Source organism: Sphingomonas elodea ATCC 31461 (assembly GCF_000226955.1).
In the GTDB taxonomy this organism is placed as follows: Bacteria; Pseudomonadota; Alphaproteobacteria; order Sphingomonadales; family Sphingomonadaceae; genus Sphingomonas; species Sphingomonas elodea.
In genome coordinates this window covers 1-19,573 of record NZ_AGFU01000042.1, presented here as the reverse complement: position 1 = coordinate 19,573, position 19,573 = coordinate 1, and the positions used below count along the sequence as shown (strand labels likewise).

19 protein-coding genes are annotated in these 19,573 nt (G+C 69.0%); 9 read left to right on the top strand and 10 right to left on the bottom strand.

The genetic code is table 11. From position 1 onward, the window contains the following. The first annotated feature begins 115 nt into the window (after nt 1–115). Both KK7_RS0112715 and KK7_RS0112710 read left to right on the top strand, forming a co-directional pair. Nucleotides 116–628, top strand: a complete 513-nt coding sequence (locus tag KK7_RS0112715) for a ubiquinol-cytochrome C chaperone family protein (RefSeq protein WP_029623260.1) — start codon at nt 116–118, stop codon at nt 626–628. Next, nucleotides 625–1,152, top strand: a complete 528-nt coding sequence (locus tag KK7_RS0112710) for a YceD family protein (protein WP_010545028.1) — start codon at nt 625–627, stop codon at nt 1,150–1,152. Before KK7_RS0112715 ends, KK7_RS0112710 begins: the two co-directional genes overlap by 4 nt. On the opposite strand, the gene KK7_RS0112705 is transcribed toward KK7_RS0112710, so the two are convergent. Together KK7_RS0112705 and KK7_RS0112700 are read right to left on the bottom strand one after the other, a co-directional pair. After that, nucleotides 1,109–1,606 carry a hypothetical protein gene (locus tag KK7_RS0112705; protein ID WP_040598541.1) on the bottom strand — a complete coding sequence of 166 codons (498 nt, stop codon included), beginning with the start codon at nt 1,604–1,606 and terminating at the stop codon, nt 1,109–1,111. The genes KK7_RS0112710 and KK7_RS0112705 overlap by 44 nt on opposite strands. A 40-nt stretch (nt 1,607–1,646) precedes the next feature. After that, complete coding sequence (locus KK7_RS0112700) at nt 1,647–2,297, bottom strand: TetR/AcrR family transcriptional regulator (protein ID WP_010545026.1); 651 nt, start codon at nt 2,295–2,297, stop codon at nt 1,647–1,649. Between the two features lie 112 nt (nt 2,298–2,409). Between KK7_RS0112700 and KK7_RS0112695 the strand changes: the two genes are divergently transcribed. The 3 genes from KK7_RS0112695 to KK7_RS0112685 all read left to right on the top strand — a co-directional run bounded on the left by KK7_RS0112695 (nt 2,410) and on the right by KK7_RS0112685 (nt 6,347). Beyond that, nucleotides 2,410–4,737: a TonB-dependent receptor gene (locus tag KK7_RS0112695; RefSeq protein WP_010545025.1), complete on the top strand. Its 2,328-nt coding sequence runs from the start codon at nt 2,410–2,412 to the stop codon at nt 4,735–4,737. Between the two features lie 123 nt (nt 4,738–4,860). Continuing rightward, nucleotides 4,861–6,063: a spinster family MFS transporter gene (locus tag KK7_RS0112690; RefSeq protein ID WP_051121318.1), complete on the top strand. Its 1,203-nt coding sequence runs from the start codon at nt 4,861–4,863 to the stop codon at nt 6,061–6,063. A 44-nt stretch (nt 6,064–6,107) separates the two neighbouring features. Continuing rightward, nucleotides 6,108–6,347, top strand: a complete 240-nt coding sequence (locus KK7_RS0112685) for a hypothetical protein (RefSeq protein ID WP_010545023.1) — start codon at nt 6,108–6,110, stop codon at nt 6,345–6,347. Here KK7_RS0112685 and KK7_RS0112680 read toward each other — a convergent pair whose 3' ends face one another. The 4 genes from KK7_RS0112680 to KK7_RS23600 all read right to left on the bottom strand — a co-directional run bounded on the left by KK7_RS0112680 (nt 6,348) and on the right by KK7_RS23600 (nt 11,347). Further along, the gene (locus KK7_RS0112680) at nt 6,348–7,916 is read right to left on the bottom strand and encodes a peptide chain release factor 3 (protein ID WP_010545022.1); all 1,569 of its coding nucleotides are present in this window, start codon (nt 7,914–7,916) and stop codon (nt 6,348–6,350) included. A gap of 86 nt (nt 7,917–8,002) precedes the next feature. Next, entirely contained in the window at nt 8,003–8,866 is an 864-nt protein-coding gene (locus KK7_RS0112675; RefSeq protein ID WP_010545021.1) for an aldose 1-epimerase family protein, read from the bottom strand. Between the two features lie 59 nt (nt 8,867–8,925). Further along, entirely contained in the window at nt 8,926–11,031 is a 2,106-nt protein-coding gene (locus KK7_RS0112670) for a S8 family peptidase (protein ID WP_010545020.1), read from the bottom strand. Nucleotides 11,032–11,068: 37 nt separating this feature from the next. Then, the gene (locus KK7_RS23600) at nt 11,069–11,347 is read right to left on the bottom strand and encodes a hypothetical protein (protein ID WP_010545019.1); all 279 of its coding nucleotides are present in this window, start codon (nt 11,345–11,347) and stop codon (nt 11,069–11,071) included. A 209-nt stretch (nt 11,348–11,556) separates the two neighbouring features. Here KK7_RS23600 and KK7_RS0112660 point away from each other — a divergent pair, with 209 nt between their 5' ends. From KK7_RS0112660 to KK7_RS22595, 4 genes are all read left to right on the top strand, one after another. After that, nucleotides 11,557–12,219 (top strand): pyrimidine 5'-nucleotidase, encoded by a 663-nt coding sequence (locus tag KK7_RS0112660; protein ID WP_010545018.1) that lies wholly within the window; start codon nt 11,557–11,559, stop codon nt 12,217–12,219. 1 nt (nt 12,220) lies between these two features. After that, nucleotides 12,221–13,042 carry a 2,3,4,5-tetrahydropyridine-2,6-dicarboxylate N-succinyltransferase gene (gene dapD / locus KK7_RS0112655; protein WP_010545017.1) on the top strand — a complete coding sequence of 274 codons (822 nt, stop codon included), beginning with the start codon at nt 12,221–12,223 and terminating at the stop codon, nt 13,040–13,042. Between the two features lie 150 nt (nt 13,043–13,192). Beyond that, nucleotides 13,193–14,005 carry a hypothetical protein gene (locus KK7_RS0112650; RefSeq protein WP_010545016.1) on the top strand — a complete coding sequence of 271 codons (813 nt, stop codon included), beginning with the start codon at nt 13,193–13,195 and terminating at the stop codon, nt 14,003–14,005. A gap of 45 nt (nt 14,006–14,050) precedes the next feature. Then, nucleotides 14,051–14,302, top strand: a complete 252-nt coding sequence (locus KK7_RS22595) for a hypothetical protein (RefSeq protein WP_138983958.1) — start codon at nt 14,051–14,053, stop codon at nt 14,300–14,302. Nucleotides 14,303–14,317: 15 nt separating this feature from the next. Here the strand turns inward: KK7_RS22595 and KK7_RS0112640 are convergent, their stop codons facing one another. The 4 genes from KK7_RS0112640 to KK7_RS0112625 form a co-directional block, all read right to left on the bottom strand. Continuing rightward, a complete protein-coding gene (locus KK7_RS0112640; protein ID WP_010545014.1) occupies nt 14,318–14,671 on the bottom strand; it encodes a hypothetical protein in 354 nt (117 codons plus the stop codon). Between the two features lie 155 nt (nt 14,672–14,826). Beyond that, complete coding sequence (locus tag KK7_RS20595) at nt 14,827–15,861, bottom strand: aldose epimerase family protein (RefSeq protein ID WP_010545013.1); 1,035 nt, start codon at nt 15,859–15,861, stop codon at nt 14,827–14,829. Then, nucleotides 15,858–18,311 carry a glycoside hydrolase family 3 protein gene (locus tag KK7_RS0112630; RefSeq protein WP_010545012.1) on the bottom strand — a complete coding sequence of 818 codons (2,454 nt, stop codon included), beginning with the start codon at nt 18,309–18,311 and terminating at the stop codon, nt 15,858–15,860. The genes KK7_RS20595 and KK7_RS0112630 overlap by 4 nt, the downstream gene beginning before the upstream one ends. 108 nt (nt 18,312–18,419) lie before the next feature. After that, nucleotides 18,420–19,316 (bottom strand): ROK family protein, encoded by an 897-nt coding sequence (locus tag KK7_RS0112625; protein WP_010545011.1) that lies wholly within the window; start codon nt 19,314–19,316, stop codon nt 18,420–18,422. Nucleotides 19,317–19,573 lie beyond the last annotated feature (257 nt).

The window sequence follows — 19,573 nt, the reverse complement described above, 5'->3', positions numbered from 1 at the left end:
CAGGTTCTCCAGGCAAACACATGGGACCGCGGATTGCATCGCGGGCCGAAGGCCTCAATATGCGGCAAAATGCGGCCAAACAAGGTCGCACCCAAGGAAGGCGCGAACAACGGCGATGCGAATGCTCCAGCGGCTCTTCGGGCGGCCCGACCGCGGCACGGCCCCGCAGCTCTATGCCAGCGTGGTCGCGCGCGGGCGCGCCCCGCACTGGTATACCGATGGCGCGGTGCCCGATACGGTCGACGGCCGGTTCGACATGATCGCCGCGGTGCTTTGCATGGTGCTGCTGCGGCTGGAGGCGGAGCCCGCCGGCATCCCCACCAGCACCGCCGTCGCCGAATGCTTCATCGACGACATGGACGGCCAGCTGCGCGAGATCGGCATCGGCGACATCATCGTCGGCAAGCATGTCGGCCGGATGATGGGCATGCTGGGCGGCCGGCTGGGCGCCTATCGCAGCGGGCTGGCGGAGGGCGACCTTGCCCCCGCGCTGGTCCGCAACCTCTATCGCGGCGAGGCCCCCGCGCCCGGCGCCCTCACCCATGTCGAGGCGCGCCTTCGTGCCTTTCGCGATGCGCTGGCGGCGATGCCGCTCGCGCGTGTTGTCGCAGGAGAGCTTCCAGAATGACTACCCCCGAATTTTCCCGCCCGCACCGGCTCGACCAGATCGGCGCCGGGGAGAGTGACGTCCGCATTACCGCCGACGAGGGCGAGCGCGCCGCGCTCAGCCGCCGCTTCGGGCTGAAGACGATCGAATCGCTCGACGCGGCCTACCACCTGCGCCGCGACGCGCAGGGCGTGGTCGCACGCGGCCACCTCTCCGCCCGGCTGACGCAAGCCTGCGTCGTCACCGGCGATCCGCTGCCGGCCAAGGTGGAACAGGATTTCGCGATCCGATTCGTGCCTGAACCGACGACGACCGGCGAAGACGAGGTGGAGCTGACCGAGGACGAATGCGACACCGTCTTCTACAGCGGCGGCACGATCGACCTGGGCGAGGCAGCCGCCGAGACGATGGCGCTGGAGCTCGATCCCTATCCGCGCAGCCCGCGCGCCGCCGAGGTGCTGCGCGAGGCCGGCGTGAAAAGCGAGGACGAGGCCATGCCGGTCAACGCGTTGGCCGGCCTGAAGGATCTGCTCGCGAAGAAGTGAGGTCGGGCGGACGGGTGCCGAGCAACCCGCCCGCCACCATCAGCCCGATCGCCAGCACGACGAGCGATCCCGGCACAAACGCATCCCCCAGAAGCACGAAGTGGCCAAAGGGGGTGCGGAGGTCGCGCAGTCCCGCCCAATAGGGCAGCACCAGCAGCCCGCGAAGGACGAACAGGAACGCGAGTGCGCCGAGCGCGATGCGGCGCACGCGGGTTCTCGCCGGTATCCAGCAAAGGATGGCGAGTCCGGCCAGCGCGGCCACCGGGATCAGGGTGCCGATCAGCGCCGGCCAGCTTCCCGCCGCGCGCGACGTGACGACCGACGGCGGCGCACCCAGCCAGGCCATCCCGGCCGGGCCGGCGCGATAGGCAAACAGGTGAACGGCCGCGCCGAACAGCAGGCCGAGGCTTGCCAGCAGGAAGGGCAGGCGACCGGAAAGACGTGTGTTATCCACATAAGACACAACAATGCCTCGGTGCAACGACGCAAGCCGCTCAGCGATCGGTGCCGATCCCGCGCGCGAGGAGCTGCGCCACCACGTCGGCAATGGCTTCGGGCGGCGTGCCCTCGTCCCACACGCTGTAGCGCAGGCCGAGGAAGACGTTCATCCCCATGATCGCCCAGGCGTGGATCTCGCTCACGTCGTCACGCACCTCGCCCCGCTCGGCGGCGGCGCGCAGGCGGGCGGCGATGCGTTCGGCGGTGCTCGCATAATGGTGCCGAAAGCTGGCCGGATCGACGAACTCGGCCTCGTCGACGATGCGGTAGATTTCCTTATGGGCGCGGGCGAAGCGGATGAAGGCGAGCAGTGCCGCACGCTCGGCATCGATCTGGTCGCGCGCGCCGCGCAGCGCCGGGCCGACATGCTCGCGCACCTGCTCGCTCATGTCGCGGACCAGCGCGCGGAACACCGCGTCCTTCGAATCGAAATAGGTGTAGAAGCTGCCGAGCGCCACACCCGCGCGCCGGGTGATCCCGCTGATCGAGCCTTCGTGGAAGCCCTTCTCGCCGAACTCGGCAGCCGCCGCGTCCAGGATCGCGCGCAGCGTGCGCCGGCCGCGTTCGGTGCGCGGCACCTTGGCGTCGCTTGCCAGCTCGCGGCCTTCCGACACCGAAGTGGCTGAAATGCCACGCTCGCCCGCCATGCTCCGCCTCCCCTTCCAATCCCAAGTTGAAACCCGGTTCAGGTTTCAGTATAACGTCCGCCAACGGCTTACAACCCGCGTTGACGACGGGTTGCACCAGGGGAGGATTACCATGTCACGGCACGATTCCGTTCGTATCGCCCTGCTCGCGAGCGCCGCGCTGCTCGCCGCCACGCCGGCCTTTGCGCAGGACAGCGAGAGCGCCGGCCAGACCGCCCAGACGTCGGCGCCGAGCGAAGAGATCATCGTCACGGCCCGCCGCCGCGAGGAAAGCCTGCTCGACGTGCCGATCGCGGTCACCGCGATCAGCGGCGCGCAGCTGAACGCCCAGGGCGCGCTCGACATCACCGACATTGCGCAATCGGCGCCGAACGTCTCGCTGGAGGTATCACGCGGCACCAACAACACGCTGTCCGCCTTCATCCGCGGCGTCGGCCAGCAGGATCCGGTCGCAGGTTTTGAGGCAGGCGTGGGCCTCTATCTCGACGATGTGTACCTGAACCGGCCGCAGGCCGCGGTGCTCGACATCTACGACGTCGAGCGGATCGAGGTGCTGCGCGGACCGCAGGGCACGCTCTACGGCCGCAACACGATCGGCGGCGCGGTGAAATACGTGACCAAGCGGATCGGCGCCGACCCGCAGCTGCAGGTGCGCGGCACCTATGGCACGTACAACCAGGCCGATCTGGTGGTGAGCGCCAGCGCGCCGCTCGGCGATACCGGGCTGAAGGTCAGCGCCGCGGGCGCAAGGCTGAGCCGGGGCGGCTTCGGCACCAACCTCACCACGGGCGAGGACAATTACAACAAGGACCTGTGGGCCGCGCGCGGCACGGTGGAATATGCTCCCAGCAGCAGCGCCTTCTTCCGCGTCTCGGGTGACTATACCCATGACAAGAGCAACCCGCGCGGCGGCCACCGGCTGATCCCCGGCATCGTCAGCGGCACCCCGGTGCTCACCGACAAGTTCGATTCGCAGGGCGGCCTCGTCAGCCCCCGCCAGGACGTGAAGGCCTGGGGCGTCACCGGCCTGGCCGAGCTGCACGCCGCCGACTGGCTGACCTTCCGCTCGATCACCGCCTATCGCAAGGACGACAGCGCGACCCCGATCGACTTCGACGCCCTGCCCGCGGTGCAGGTCGACGTGCCGGCCTTCTACAACAACAAGCAGTTCAGCCAGGAAACGCAGCTGCTGGTGAATACCGGCGGCTTCTCCGGCCTGCTCGGCATCTACTATCTCGATGCAACGGCGAAGACGGTGTTCGACGTGCGCCTGCCGGGCGGCGTGACCGCGCTGACCTTCGGCGACGTGAACACCGACACCGTCGCGGTGTTCGGCGATTTCACCTACGACGTCACGCCGATGCTCAGCGTCTCGGCCGGCGGCCGCTATACCTGGGACCAGCGCCAGTCGCGCGTGCTGCGCCAGACCTATCTTGGCGGCGGCTCGCCCTTCTTCGGCGGCACCGGCGCGCTGTTCGCCACCACCTCCGATTTCCGCGGCAGCGCCGATTTCAAGAAATTCACCCCGCGCGCGTCGATCAGCTTCAAGCCGAGCAGCGACCATACGCTTTATGCAAGCTGGGCAGACGGCTTCAAGGGCGGCGGCTTCGATCCGCGCGGCCAGACCAGCGCCTGCCGCACGCCCACCGGCACGCCCTGCACGCCGGCCCAGGTCTATGATTTCATGTCGTTCGATCCCGAGACCGTCACCAGCTACGAAGTCGGCTACAAGGCGTCGCTGTTCGATCGCCGGCTGAGCTTCGCGCTGGCCGCCTTCCATGCCGATTATACCGATGTGCAGGTGCCCGGCTCGATCGGCACGACGATCAACGGCCAGCAGAGCTTCATCGGCATCACCACCAACGCCGGCAAGGCGCGGATGCGCGGCGTGGAGTTCGAGGGCAACCTGATCGCCGCGCGCGATCTGGGCGCGCCGGGCGGCACGCTGAACCTGAACTGGTCGGTCGGCTATCTCGACGCTGCCTATAAGCGCTTCATCGATTCGCGCGGCATCGACGTGGCCAGCCGCCGCCGCATCCAGAACACCCCCGATTGGACCGCGAGCGGCACGATCGGCTATTCGGTGCCGGTGGGCAGCGAAGGCCAGGTGGCGGCGAGCTTCACCGCCTCCTACCGCAGCGCCTCGCAGCAGTTCGAGCTGCGCACGCCGATGCTCGACCAGCCGGGCTTCACCCTGTTCGACGCGAACCTGAACTGGGACATCAACAAGAGGCTCTCGATCGGCGTCCATGGCCGCAACCTGTTCGACAAGCGCTACATCGTCTCGGGTTACAACTTCCTCGCGCAGAACCCCGATACCGGCGACTTCCTGCGCAACGCCGCGGGCAATTATGTGCCCACGCTGGGGACGGAAGGCGTGCTTACCGGCTATTACGGCAATCCGCGCCAGGTGTTCGTGACCGGCACGGTGAAGTTCTAAGGCGGCGCACCCCTTCCCTCGACGCGGGAAGGGGCGCACCCTGTTCCAACCCCATCCGGCCGAGGAGTGACCGTGCAGCCGAGCCCCACCCGTCCCGCCGCGCCACGCGGCCTCGTCCTCGCGATGCTGCTACTGGTCTATATCTTCAACTTCCTCGACCGGCAGATCCTCTCGATCCTGGCGCAGCCGGTGAAGGCGGATCTGGGGCTCGACGACGGGCAGCTGGGCATGCTGGGCGGCTTCGCCTTCGCTTTGCTCTATTCCACGCTCGCCATCCCGCTGGCGATGCTGGCGGACCGCACCAGCCGCAGCTGGGTGATCGCGGTGTCGCTGGGCGTGTGGAGCGCCTTCACCGCGCTGTGCGGCACCGCGCAGACCTTTACCACCATGTTCCTGTACCGCCTGGGCGTCGGCGTCGGCGAGGCGGGCGGCGTCGCGCCGAGCTATGCGCTGATCGCCGATGCCTGGCCGGCCGAGCGCCGGTCGCGGGCGCTGTCGATCTATTCGCTGGGCATCCCGCTCGGCTCGGCCGGCGGCGCGCTGCTCGGCGGCTATATCGCGCAGACGGTGGAATGGCGCACCGCCTTCCTCGTGGTGGGGCTGCTCGGGCTGGCCATCGCGCTGCCGTTCAAGTGGATCGTCCGCGATCCGCCGCGCGCCGTGCCGGCAAAGGATGCCATCCCGCTCCATCGCGTCTTCGCGATCCTGGCCGCCAAGCCGAGCTTCTGGCTGCTCGCCTTCGGCGCGGCGGCGGGATCGATGTGCGGCTATGGCGTGGCCTTCTGGCTGCCGAGCCTGATCCTGCGCAGCTTCCAGCTCGACCTGGCGCAGGTCGGCCAGTTCTTCGGCGGGCTGGCGCTCACCGGCGGCGTGGCCGGCATCCTGCTCGGCGGCTGGCTGGGCGACCGGCTCGGCGGCCGCGACCGGAAGTGGTACGCGCTGGCGCCCGCGATCTGCTATGTGCTGGGCCTGCCACTGTTCGTCGCGGGCGTGCTCGCGCACAGCTGGCAGGCGGCGTTCCTGCTGTTCGTGGTGCCGCAGGCGCTGGTCTATGTATGGCTGGGGCCGGTGCTCACCGCCGTCCAGCACCTGGTGCCACCGCAGATGCGCGCCACCGCCTCGGCCTCGTTCCTGCTGATCAACAACCTGATCGGCCTCGGCCTCGGCAGCTGGGTGATCGGCCTGCTCTCCAAGCAGCTGACCCCTGCGTATGGGGCGGCGGACGGCCTGCGCTATGCCATCGCAGCGGGGCTGGGCCTGTATCTTGTCGCCGGCATCCTGATGGCGCTGGCGAGCCGGCGGCTGGCACGGGACTGGGTCGACTGACCAGCCGATTCCCGCACCAACGTGGTTACCTCTATAATAACCACATGAGCTATACCCCGACCGACCTCGTCAAAGCCGAGAAGAATGTGGTGCTCGCCGAGCGCCACATTGCCGCCCAGCAGGAAGTCCTCGCCATGATGCGCGCCGCCGGCAGCCCCACCGAGGGTGCCGAGGAACTGCTCGCCAAGTTCGAAGCCGATCGCGGCCGCGCCGAGCGCATCCGCGACTGGATCGCCAGCGGCCTGGGCGAACGCGGCCGGGAACCCCAGCGCGTCGCCGCCTGATTACCGCTCGCGGGTCGCTGCGAAGGTCACCTTGTTGTAGCGCTCGGCGATATAGCCGACTTCCCAGGCCGACTTAGCCAGGAAGACGGGGTTGCCGTCGCGATCCTTGGCCAGCGCGCCGCGATTGAGATCCATGAACTCCTTGAGCGCGGCCGGGTCCTCGGCCGAGATCCAGCGCGCGGTGTCGTAGGGCGAAGGCTCGAGCACCGCGCCGACCTTGTATTCCGCATCGAGCCGGCTGAGCAGCACGTCCAGCTGCAGCTGGCCGACCACGCCGATGATCCAGTTCGATCCGATCTCCGGATAGAAGACCTGGATCACGCCCTCTTCGGAAAGGTCGTCGAGCGCCTTGCGCAGCTGCTTGGTCTTGGTCGGGTCCTTGAGCGCCACGCGGCGCAGGATTTCCGGTGCGAAGTTGGGCAGCCCGGTGAAGCGCACCCCCGCGCGCTCGGACAGCGTATCCCCCACCCGCAGCGTGCCGTGGTTGGGGATGCCGATGATGTCGCCAGGGAACGCCTCGTCGGCCAGTTCGCGCTCGCGGGCGAAGAACAGGATCGGCGAGTGGATCGCGATCGGCTTGCCATGCCCCGTCGGCGTCAGCTTCATGCCGCGCTTGAACGTGCCCGAGACCAGCCGCATGAACGCGATGCGGTCGCGGTGGTTGGGGTCCATGTTGGCCTGGACCTTGAACACGAAGCCGGTCACCTCGTCACGGGTCGGCTCGACCGGCGCGGGCTCGGCCGGCAGCGCGTGCGGCGGCGGCGCGAACTCCGCGATCGCGGCGATCAGCGAATCCACGCCGAACTCCTTCAGCGCCGAGCCGAAATAGACCGGCGTCATGTCGCCGTTCCGGTAGGCCTCGCCATCGAACTCGGCATAGCCGGCCTGCGCCAGCTCGACATCCTCGCGCAGCTTGGCGAGATTGGCGGGCGAGACGATCGCATCGAGCTGCGGATCGTCGATGCCGCTGGTCTGGATCACCTTACCGTGGAACTCGCGGCTGTCGCCCTCCGGAAGAAGGAGACGCTTTGTGGCGAGATCGTAGATGCCCTCGAAGGTGCCGCCCATGCCCACCGGCCAGGTCATCGGCACCACGTCGAGCTGCAGCAACTCCGCCACCTCGTCCAGCGTCGCGAACACCTCGCGGCCCTCGCGGTCCACCTTGTTGACGAAGGTGATGATCGGCACGTTGCGCAGCCGGCAGACCTCGAACAGCTTGCGCGTCTGGCTCTCGATGCCCTTGGCGACGTCGATCACCATCACCGCCGAGTCCACCGCGGTCAGCGTGCGGTAGGTATCTTCCGAAAAGTCCTCGTGGCCCGGCGTGTCGAGCAGGTTGAAGGTGATGCCGTCGCGCTCGAAGGTCATCACCGAACTGGTGACCGAGATGCCGCGCTGCTGCTCGATCTTCATCCAGTCCGAGCGCGCACGCCGCGCCGCCCCGCGCGCCTTCACTTCGCCGGCAAGGTGGATCGCGCCGCCGAACAGCAGCAGCTTTTCGGTGAGCGTGGTCTTGCCCGCGTCCGGGTGGGAAATGATGGCGAACGTACGACGATCGGAGGGGGACATGCGGGTACTTCGAACGGGAGGGAGAATCGCCACGCCTTAGTCGGTGACGGGTTCTTTATCCAGCAGCGAGTGCGCCGTGCTGTCCCTCAGTCGAGCAGCGTCACGTCCATGCCGAAGTGCCGCGTCTCGCCGGGGGCGAGCCGCTGGATGCCGGGCTTGTCCCAGATCTCGCCGGTGAAGCCCGCCGGATCGGCGATGCCCCACCAGGGCTCGACGCAGACATAGCGCGCGCCCGGCTTGGTCCAGATGCCGAGCAGGCCGGTATCGGAGAAGCGGATGCGCAGCTGCGGGCCATCCTCCGCGCCGTACAGCAGGCCCCGGCTGGCCAGCTGGTCCCAGATCAGCGCGTCGGCGGTGAACAGGTCGTCGCAGAGCGGCAGCGTTCGCCCCTCGACGGGGCTGGTGCGGCGGTCCGCCGCGATGCCGCCTTCGCCGATGTAGCGAAGGCTCGAAAATTCGGGGGCGTCGAACAGGATGCGGTGCGCGGCGCGCGGGCGGCCATAGGGCAGCGGCCAGGCAAAGGCCGGGTGGAAGCCGAAGCTGGCGGGCATGTCACGGCTGTCGCGGTTGGTCACCGCGATCTCGATCCATAGCGTGGTGTCTTCCAGCCGATAGGTGGCATCGAGCCGGAACGCGAAGGGATAGACGGCGCGCGTCTGGTCATCGTCCTCCAGCCGGAAGGTCGCGCGGTCGGCCGCCTGCTCGACCAGCGTGAAATCCCTTCTGCGCGCAAAGCCGTGCTGCGGCAGGCTGTACTCGCGGCCGTCGAGCCGGTAGCGATCGCCCGCCAGCCGCCCGACGATCGGGAACAGCAGCGGCGCATGGCCCGTCCAGAAGGCGGGATCGGCGTCGGTCATCAACTCGCGCCCGGCGGAATCGCGCAGGGACGACAGCTCGGCGCCGAGCGGATGGATCGCGGCGGTCAGCCGCGCGCTTGCGATGTCGATCATGGCGTCTCTCCTCAAGGCAGGTCGGCGATACCCGGCAGTCCCGCCCGAGGAAAGCGCCGTCAGAAGCCCCAGCTCAGCCGCACCGCGCCACCGACGTCGCTCGGCATCGCCGCGATGTTCCCCGGCTGCCGGCGCAGGAACAGGTTGCTGCTCACATCGCCGTCGAGGAAGCTCCAGCGGTAGCGGAGTTCATAGTCGATCTCGCGGCCGACCGGGGCGAGGTTGATCCGCTGCTGCGACCAGCTGGTGACGCGGAGCGTGTCATAGTCCCAGCCCTGCGGCAGGATCAGGCCGATGCCGCCCTGCGCGACCCGCAGCGGCTGGGCGATGCGCAGCCCGATCGAATCGGCGCCGAACAGCCCGTCCTTGCCGAGATCGGCCGCCCAGGCATTGGTCCGCAGCAGACCCGCGCCCTGGATGCCTTCGCGCAGCCGGGCATGGGTCCAGCCCTTGCGCAGCGCGCCGCCGAGCGTCCACCCCTCCCCCAGGCGCCAGCGCAGCGCGAGATCGGTGAACAGGCTGTCCGCCCGCGCCGCGCCCAGGCCGGCGCCGAACCGCGCACCCAGCACGGTGTTGCTTTCCGCCATGCGGGTGAGCGCCAGGCTGGCACGGACACCGCCCAGCCGCCGATCGAGCGCAACGGTGGTTCGGCCATAGCCGAAGCGCTGCCACCGCGTCTGCAGCGCCGCCACCTCGCCGTCGTAGCGGCTGAGCACGTCGCCGGCTTCGCTGGCAAGGGTCACGCCCCAGCCGCCGAAGGTGCGACGAAGCGCGGCCGAGCCGCCGACATCGACATCGAACCCCGGCCCGCCCAGCGGATCGTGCGCGATCAGGAAGGCGGGATCGTCGCGCCCGGCCAGCTGCGCGGTGAGCGCGTCGCCCCCTTGCGAGGCACCGAAGGCGAACTGCACCCGCGCGCCCAGCCGGCCGCTGACCGTGCTTGCCAGCATCCGCGCCACGCCGGCGTCGCGGCTGGAAATGCCGAGCCGCTCGATCCGCACCGAATCCACCGTCGGCACCAGCGTCACCGCCACGCGGACCTGGTCTCCACCCACCGAGAAGCTGCGGTCGCGCGCCGCCATCAGCGCCGGCAGGTTGCGCGACACGCCCTGGCGCTGGAAGCTGTTGTTCAGCGTGGTCGAAAAGGCGCGGCCGAAGGAATCGAGCACCGCCATGCCCAGCGGGCCCTGCGTCGCATCGCCCATTGCGGCGGAAAGCGTGCCGTTGATGCCGGTGGAAACCACCGCGCTGGTGCCCGCAACCGAGGTGGTGCCGACCGGCTGGAAGGCGCGGGTCAGGTCCAGGATGCCGCGGCCATAGACCGCGTCGGTCCCGGGATCGCCCGCATCGCGCGCGGTGGCGTAGAGCAGGTCGACGATCTGCCGGGAAGTGAGGTTGGGAAAGGCCTGGGCGAGCAGCGCGATCGCGCCGGCGATCTGCGGTGCCGAGAAGGACGTGCCCGACCAGACGAACGGCGTGTTGTTCGCATCCGGCGCGCGGACCCCCTCGCCCACCGCGGAGAGATAGACGCCGGCCGAGGTGCCCGCCCGGTTCGAGAAGCTGGAGATCATGTCGCCGGCGCCCACCGAGCCGGCGATGATCACCAGCCCGCGGGCGATCGCCGCATTGGTCGCCGGATTGGTGAAGGCATCGGGATTGGCCGCGCCGTCATTGCCCGCGGCGATCACCACGATCACCCCGGCGGCGGTCGCCCGGTCGATGGCCGCGGCCAGCGTGCTGGAGGAGGAGTCCCCGCCGAGCGAGATGTTGACCACCCGCGCCCCCGCCTGGCGGGCGCGATCCAGCCCCAGCGCGATCGTGCTGTCCGAGAATTTGCAGCTACTGGTATCGGTGCCGTTGCAGCTTCCCGGCTGATCGGCCCGCTCGACCACCAGCTGCGCATCGAACGCCACGCCGTGGGTACCCGATCCGTTGCGCCGCCCGGCGATGGTGAACGCCACCGCGGTGCCGTGTCCGCCGACATCGTCGATCGAGCCGTTGCCCGAAGGGTCGCTGGAGCTGGCGAGGATGCGGCAGGTGCCGACCCCGAGCCCGCCCGAACAGTCGCCGAACTCGGCGCTCTGCAGGTCGATCCCTGAATCGATCACGCCGACCTTGATGCCGGTCCCGATCGCGCCCGTCCGATAGGCGACCAGCGCGTTCATCGATACGGCCCCGGCCGTCGCCCGATATTCCGCCGTATCATAGTTGATGGTGGGCGTGGGCGTTGGCGTGGGTGCCGGAGCCGATGTCGGGGTCGGTGTTGGTGTTGGTGTTGGTGTTGGTGTCGGGGTCGGCGTCGGAGAGGGCGTGGGAGACGGCGTCGGGGAAGGCGTGGGCGTGGGAGCCGGAGTCGGCGTGGGAGTCGGCGCAGGGGTGGGCGACGGTGTCGGCGTGGGCGACGGCGTCGGCGTCGGAACGGGGGCAGGCGCCGGTGCAGGCGTGGTCGCAACCCCGCCACCGCCGCCCCCGCCGCTGCACGCGCCCAGCGCAACGAGGCCGCCAATGGCAGCCGACTGCATCCACCGCATGCTCAACGCAACCCGCATAGCTGTCCCCGAATCCCGGAGGTCACGCTGTAGCCCCCCACTGGTTTCCTTAGGGTTTACTACTTCACGATCCGCCGATCGCGCCCGTCCGCATCGCTCCCCGCTTGCGGTGGCGTGGGGCACCACCTACAGGCCCCGGCGATGCTCGCCCAGCTTTCGCATATCCGCAACTGGATCTTTGATCTGGACAATACGCTCTATCCCGCGAGCGCGAACCTGTTCGCGATGATCGACGCGCGGATCGGGGAGTATGTCCAGCGCCTGCTGCACTGCTCGGCCGAAGAGGCGCACAAGGTGCAGAAGGCCTATTTCCACGCCCACGGCGCCACGCTGTACGGCCTGATCCAGGAGCATGGCACCGATCCGCACGACTATCTGGACTATGTCCACGACGTCGACATGCGCGTGCTGGAAGCGAACGAGGCGTTGGTCGAGGCGCTGGCCCGGCTTCCTGGGCGCAAGCTGATCTTCACCAACGGCGACGCGCCCTATGCGCAGAAGGTGCTCGACCGGCTGGGCCTTGGCGACACCTTCGAGGCGATCCACGACATTCATGCCACCAGCTACCGCCCCAAGCCCGAGCCCGCGGCGTATCGGGGCCTGTGCGACGCCTATGCCCTCGACCCGCGCGAATCGCTGTTCGTCGAGGACATGGCGCGCAACCTGGGGCCGGCCAAGGCGATCGGCATGACCACCGTGTGGATCGACAACGGCTCCGAACAGGCGCCCGACGCCGACCGCAGCTTCATCGACTACACCATCACCGATCTCGGAGCCTGGCTCCACAGCATCTTGGAGAGCTGACATGACCGATCTCGCCGCGACGATCGACGCCGCCTGGGAAGACCGCGCGAACCTTAGCTTCGCGACCGAAGGCGCCGTGCGCGAAGCCGTCGCCGAAGCGCTGAACCTGCTCGATCGCGGCGAGGCCCGCGTCGCCGAGCCGATCGAAGGCGGCGGCTGGCAGGTGAACCAGTGGCTGAAGAAGGCGGTGCTGCTTAGCTTCCGCCTCAACGACAATGTCGTCATGCCGGGGCCGGAGGGCACCGCCTGGTTCGACAAGGTGCCCTCGAAGTTCACCGGCTGGGACGAGGCCGCCTTCCGCGCCGCCGGCTTCCGCGCGGTGCCGGGCAGCATCGTCCGCCACGGCGCGCACATCGCCAAGGGTGCGGTGCTGATGCCCAGCTTCGTCAATATCGGCGCCTATGTCGGCGAAGGCACGATGGTCGATACCTGGACCACCGTCGGCAGCTGCGCGCAGATCGGCAAGAACGTCCACCTCTCGGGCGGCGTCGGCATCGGCGGCGTGCTGGAGCCGCTGCAGGCCGATCCGGTGATCATCGGCGACGGCGCGTTCATCGGCGCGCGTTCGGAAGTGGCCGAGGGCGTGCGCGTCGGCGAGGGCGCGGTGCTCTCGATGGGCGTGTATCTCGGCGCCTCGACCAAGATCGTCGATCGCGCGACCGGCCAGGTCTATCGCGGCGAAGTACCGCCCTATGCGGTGGTCGTCCCCGGCACGCTGCCCGCGGAAGACGGCAAGCCCGGCCTCTACTGCGCCGTCATCGTCAAGACGGTCGACGCCCAGACCCGCAGCAAGACCGGCATCAACGAGCTGCTGCGCGACTGATTGTTGCAGGGGGCGATACACATTGCGGCGGGAATGCGGAATGCCGACACGGTTTTGCCGCAATCCCGCCGCCTCGCCCACGGCGTATAGCCACCGCCGGGGCGGAGCTCGACCCCCCGGCGTTGCCTTGTCCTGAGTGTCCCGCGCGCCATGTTGTCCACCACCTCCGCCTCGCCCGTGCGCCGGTTGCGCGTCTCGCTGCGCGGGCGGACCGCCGCGATCCTGCTGGCGCTCGCCATCGAGCTGCTGATCGCGCTGATGCTTTTGTGGATGGCGCCGCGCGTCACCCCCAAGGAAAAGCCGAAGACGGTGGTGTTCGGCATCGAAGCCTCCGAAGGCGACAAGGCGCCGGCGGAGAAGGATGCGGCCAAGGCGCCCGAAAAGGCCCGCAAGCGTGCCGGCGAGAAGGCCGAGGCCGAACAGCCCACGCCCCCCACCGCCGCGCTCCCGCCGCCCCCGGTCACCCCGCCGGTCTCCAGCGGACCGCCCAGCTTCATCGTGATGAGCCGGCGCGACTATGCGGCGTCGGACATCGCCAAGGCGCCCGCCGCGCAATCCGGCGACCAGGGCAATACCCAGACGGCCGATGCCGGCGGCGGCAGCGGCGCGGATGATACGCCGCGTGCCGGCACCGGCCCGCATGGCGAGACGCTCTACGCTGCCGACTGGTATCGCCGCCCGACCAATGCGCAGCTCCAGCCCTATCTGCCGCAGCGTGCGCTGGGCCGCGAAGGCTGGGGCGAGGTCGCCTGCCGTACCATCGAACGCTATCAGGTGACCGATTGCCAGGAGCTGGGGGAATATCCGCGCGGCTCGGGCTATGCGGGCGCGGTCCGCCAGGCGGCGTTCCAGTTCCGGGTGAAGGCGCCGCGGGTGAACAGCCGGCTGCTGATCGGCAGCTGGGTGCGGATTCGGATCACCTATTCGCAGCGCAGCGGTTCGGACGGCGGAGATGCGGACTAGCGTCTGTCGGCGCGCCAAGCTGCGCCCGGTGTGACAATACGTCCAATGGCTGCGCGCGCCCGTGCCCCCTATCTGCGCGGGCATCCGGAGACCACCGAGGCGGTGGATGCCCTTCGCGACAGACAATGTCAGGGTACACAGATGATTTGGGTTCCGATTGTGCTGGGCACGTTCAAGGTCGCCGTGTTCGGCACCGGCATGTTCTTCGCCATCAAGTGGCATTACGATCAGGGCAGGAAGAAGAAGGAAGCGGAAGCTCGGGCCCGCGCCGAACGCACGCCCGAACCGGTGGACTGACCCCGCCCGCCCCTCTCATTCCGCCGGGGATGCGTCCGCGGCCAGCCGCGCCAGCCAGGCCTGGGCCTGTTTGGGCTCGCCGACAGCCGATGGCCCCACCGGGCCGCGTGCGGCGAGGAACTCTGCATGCAGCGCGAACGGCTCCAGCTGCAGCCGGTCGCGCGCGGCATCGATCTCTTCCGCCAGCTCGGTGAGATGATCGAGCGTCGGGCGCACCGCCGCGCGGGCGTGGCGATCGCGCTGGTGATCGAACAGGCCCCATTTGCCCGCCGCGGTGCGCTCCAACGCCGCGATCAGTGCAGCGCGATACTCGGCCTCGAGTTCGATGCGTCGGGTGTCGAGCCGTTCGAGGCGATCCGCTTTTGCCATGGCCGGCATGTATCGGGGATGGAGCGGGCAAACAATCTTTAGCCCCTCCCCTTCAGGGGAGGGGTTGGGGTGGGGCCGTGTCTCACCGAGACCAACAGCGGTTCTGGAATCCCTCCACCCCAACCCCTCCTCCGAGGAGGAGGGGCTTGCATGCTTTATCCGAACGCCTCGCCCGAATCCGCGGCCGTGCGGAACCGGAACGCCATGCTGTGCCGGTAGGTCTCCCCTGCCTCCAAACGCGCGCTCGGAAAGCCGGGCTGGTTGGGGCTGTCCGGAAACTTCTGCGGCTCCAGGCACAGCCCGCCACGCCTCGGGTACACGCCCCCGCCGGTGCCCGGCGCACCGTCGGCGAGATAGTTGCCGGAATAGACCTGCACCCCCGGCTCGGTGGAGTGGACGTCGAGCACGCGGCCTGACCCCGGATCGAACAGCGTCGCGATCCGGCGCTCGAACCCGGACGGGCCGTCGAGCACGAAGTTATGGTCGTAGCCCTGCCCCAGCGCGAGCTGCGCATCCTTGGCGTCGATGTCGCGGCCGATCGGCTTGGGGGTGCGAAAGTCGAACGGCGTGGTGTCCACCGGCGCCAGCTCGCCGGTCGGGATCAGCGCGTCGTCCACCGGCGTGATCGCGCTCGCCGGTATCTGCAGGACGTGGTCGAGGATCGTCGCGCCGCTCGCCTCACCGGCCAGGTTGAAATAGGCGTGCTGCGTCATGTTGACGATCGTCGCGCGATCGGCGGTGGCGGTGAAGCGCACCGCCAGGCCATCGTCCTCCAGCGCATATTCCACCCGCGCCGTGAGGTCGCCGGGAAAGCCGTTCCAGCCGTGCGGCGTGTCCAGCCGGAAGATGACGGCATGCGCGCTCCGTGCCTCCACCGTCCAGCGCTGCTGGTCGAACCCGTCCGGCCCCGAATGGAGGCTGTTGCCGCCTTCGTTGGTGGTCAGCTGGAACGTCTCGCCGTCGAGCACAAAGCGCCCCCCCGCGATGCGGTTGGCGTAGCGGCCCGCCACCGCGCCGTAATAGCGCGGGGGCTGGCGGCGATAGTCTTCGAGATCGGCATAGCCGAGCACGACATTGTCCGGCTGGCCGTGCCGGTCGGGCACGTCCAGCCGGTGCAGCGTCGCACCGAGCGTCAGGAACTGCGCGCGGAAGGACCCGCGCGCGATCTCGACGACGTCGATACCGCTCATTGGCCCGGGCAGACCGAGTTGGCGGGATCCGAGACGATCTTCGCCTCGGCCAGCGACAGGGTGAACGGCCCGCTCGCCTGCAGCACCACCGGCGCGTTCACCTTGGTCACGTCGACCCCGTTCTTCTGGTAGCATTTCAGCAAGATGTTCACCGTCTGCCAGCCGCTCTTCCCGGTGAACAGGCTGGTCGCGTCGATCGTTCCGGTGTTCTTGCCGCCTTCCATCGACAGCTTCACCGGACCGGTCGGGGCCGCGTCGACGCGATAGACGAGGCGCAGCGACAGGTCGCCATTGGTCTCGCGGCTGAGATCGAGGTCGCCGCCGCCGATGCGCAGCGTCGCCGGGCCGGTGGGCCAGGTCAGCTGCTGCGCGCCTTCCTGCGTCGCCGGGCCGTCGATGGTCTTGCGGGTAATCTTGCTATCGCTCGCGAAGGAGAAGGGCGCAGGCGTCACGCCCTTGGCGAAGAAGGTGCTGATATTGGCCAGCGACGCATCCACGCCCGAAACTTCGCTGAGCGCACCGACCGTGCCCGGCTTGGCGTAGCTGAGGCCGTAGCCGAAGGCGAAAAGCGGGTCGTAGCCCGGCTCGCCGCGGTTGAGGGTGAACTGGCCGGCGGTCTTGGGCCAGCTGAACGACAGCGTGCCGGTGAAGTCGCGACGCGGCTTGCCCGCCTTGTCACCGATCAGCACGTCGGCCACGCCCGCGCCCTCGCTACCCGGAAGCCAGGCGGCGACGAACGCGTCGGAGGCGTTGAGCTCGGGATTCACCCAGAGCGGGCGCCCGGAGAGAAATACCGAGACCACCGGCACGCCCGCCGCCTTGAGCTTCTTGAGCAGCGCCAGCGCCTGCTTGTCGCCCGGCTGGAACTCCAGCGTGCGCACGTCGCCGCGCATCTCGGCATAGGGCTCCTCGCCGAACACGACGATCGCCACGTCGGGCTTGGTCGTGAAGCTGCCGTCCGCCGAAAGCGTCGCGCTGCCGCCGCCGGCCTTCACCGCCGCCTGGATGCCGGCGAAGATCGTCTCGCCGTTCGGGAACATGCTGTTCGGGTTGCCGTCGCCCTGCCAGCTGAGCGTCCAGCCGCCCGACTGCTGCGCCATCGAATCCGCGCCCGGCCCCGCGACGAGCACATTGGCGCTCGCCTTCACCGGCAGCACGCCGCTGTTCTTGAGCAGCACCAGCGACTTCGCCACCGCCTCGCGGGCGATCGCGCGGTGGGCGGGGGCGCCGATCAGCTCGGGCTTGCTCTCATAGGGCCGCGCGGCGTTGAACAGCCCCATTTGCACCTTCACGCGCAGGATGCGACGCACGGCGTCGTCGATCCGCGCCATCGGGATCGTTCCGGCCTTGGCATGCGCGATGGTCGATTCGTACAGGCCCTTCCAGCTGTCCGGCGCCATCGCCATGTCGAGCCCGGCATTGAACGTCGCGGCGCAATCGGTGGGGGTGCAACCCGGCACCTGCGCATGGCCGTTCCAGTCGCCGACGATGAACCCGTCAAAGCCCATCTTGCGCTTCAGCACATCGGTGAGCAGCGACGTGTTGCCGTGCATCTTGGTGCCGTTCCAGCTGCTGAACGAGGCCATCACGGTCATCGTGCCGGCGTTGATCGCGCCCGGATAGCCGGCATTGTGGATGCGGATCAGCTCTTCTTCGGAGACGCGGGTATCGCCCTGGTCCTGGCCGCCGAAGGTGCCGCCGTCGCCGAGGAAGTGCTTGGCCGAGGCGGCGACATAGCCCTTTTGCAGCCGGTCCTTGGTCCCCGGGGCGCCCTGCAACCCGCGGATCATCGCGCCGGCATAGCTGCGCACGACCTCCGGCTCTTCCGAATAGCCCTCATAGGCACGGCCCCAGCGCTCGTCCTGCGGCACGGCGAGCGTCGGCCCGAACGCCCAGTCGATCCCGACCGATGCGGTTTCCTCGGCGGTGGCGCGGCCGATCTTTTCCATCAGCGCCGGATCGCGCATCGCGCCGAGACCGACATTGTGCGGGAAGAGCGTCGCGCCGATGACGTTGTTGTTGCCGTGCACCGCGTCGATGCCGAACATGATCGGGATCGGGGTATGGCCCACCTTGCGGGCGAGCGCCGCCTTCTGGAAGGCCTGCGCCGTCGCCAGCCACGGCCCGCGGGGGCTGCGATCGGGCGCGCCGATCGGCGGCGAGCTGCCGCCCGCGAGGATCGAGCCGAGCGGATAGATCGCCAGATCCTCGGGCGTGATGCTGCCGATATCGGCCTGGATCATCTGGCCGACCTTCTCCTCCAGCGTCATCTTCGCCATCAAGTCGGAAACGAACTTCTCGGTGGCGGGGTCGATCAGGCCCTGGCTTTTCGCGGCGGGCCACTTCTCCGGATGCGCGATCGACGACAACGCTGTCGGGGCCTGCTGCGCAATCGCGGGCGTGGCGGCCAGGATGGTGGTGGCCAATAGCAGCTTGAGGCTGGCAGGCATGTCTCTCTCCCCTAGATTCTTCTGGTAGCGATACCGCACGACCGGCATCCAAGTCCATGGCCCCGTCCGGCGCCCTATGCGCGCCATCTATGCGGCTTCAAGCGACTTTCACGCTGCCCCGGCGGCAAGCGCCTGCAGCGCCATCGCGATCGGCCCCAGCGGGCCCGCCTGGTCGCCGAGAGCCGGCGCGACGACATAGGGTGCCTGCGGGACCTCGAGATAGCCCGCGATGCTGGCACGCAGCAGCGGGTCGATCCGGGCGAGCAGATGCGGCTGGCGCTGGAGGACGCCGCCGCCGATCGCGATGCGCTGCGGCCCGGTCGTCGCGACCATCGTGTGGCAGAGCAGGGCGACCGCGGAGGCGACGCGGTCCCATACCGGATGCTCGGGGCCGACACTGGCGACGGGCTGGTCGCCGAGTGCTGCACGGATGCCGGTGCCCGAGGCGAGACCCTCGATGCAGTCGTCGTGGAAGGGGCAGCCGCTCGGCGCAGTGTCTCCGGGCAGGCGCGGCACGCGGATATGGCCCATCTCGCAGTGCCCGATGCCGCGGGTCGGCAGGCCGTTCACGACCAGTCCCACGCCGACGCCGGTGCCGACCGTGACATAGGCGAAGTCACGGAGCCCCTGCCCCGCGCCCCAGCGCATCTCGGCCAGCGCGGCGCCGTTCACATCGGTGTCGAACGCCATGGGCACGGCATAGGGCGCAACAAGCCGGCGCGCGACATCGGTGCCGCTCCAGCCCGGCTTGGAGGTGGTGAGGATATGGCCGAACTGCGCCTTTGCGGGGTCGAGGCACACCGGTCCGAAACTGGCGATGCCGAGCGCGGCGAAGCCTGTGTCCGCCCACCAGCGCGCGAGCACCGCCGCCAGCGCCGACAGCGTATCCTCGGGCGCCTCGGTAGGGACGGTTTCCTGGGCGAGGATCGTGTCCGGGCCGTGCGCCAGGGTCAGCACGCACTTGGTGCCGCCGAGTTCGATGCCGGCCACCGGTAGGGCGTACATCAGCGGCGCCCCCCGAAGCGCACAGCACAGATTTCAGCTTCGATCGCCACCGAACATCCTCCTATCGCGCCGGCACGTCGCCGGTCCTCCGCCTCTCCACACAGGCGGCCCGTCGCGCCTGTGCCCTGCGGGAGTGGCGGGCACAAGAATAAACTTATTCTATTGATTTAATGCACGATCAGGCGAAGGCGCTGGTCGTCGCCCCTTCGGCGGATGCCTTCCACAGCGCGCTGCTCTTGGGCAGCAGGAAATAGCTG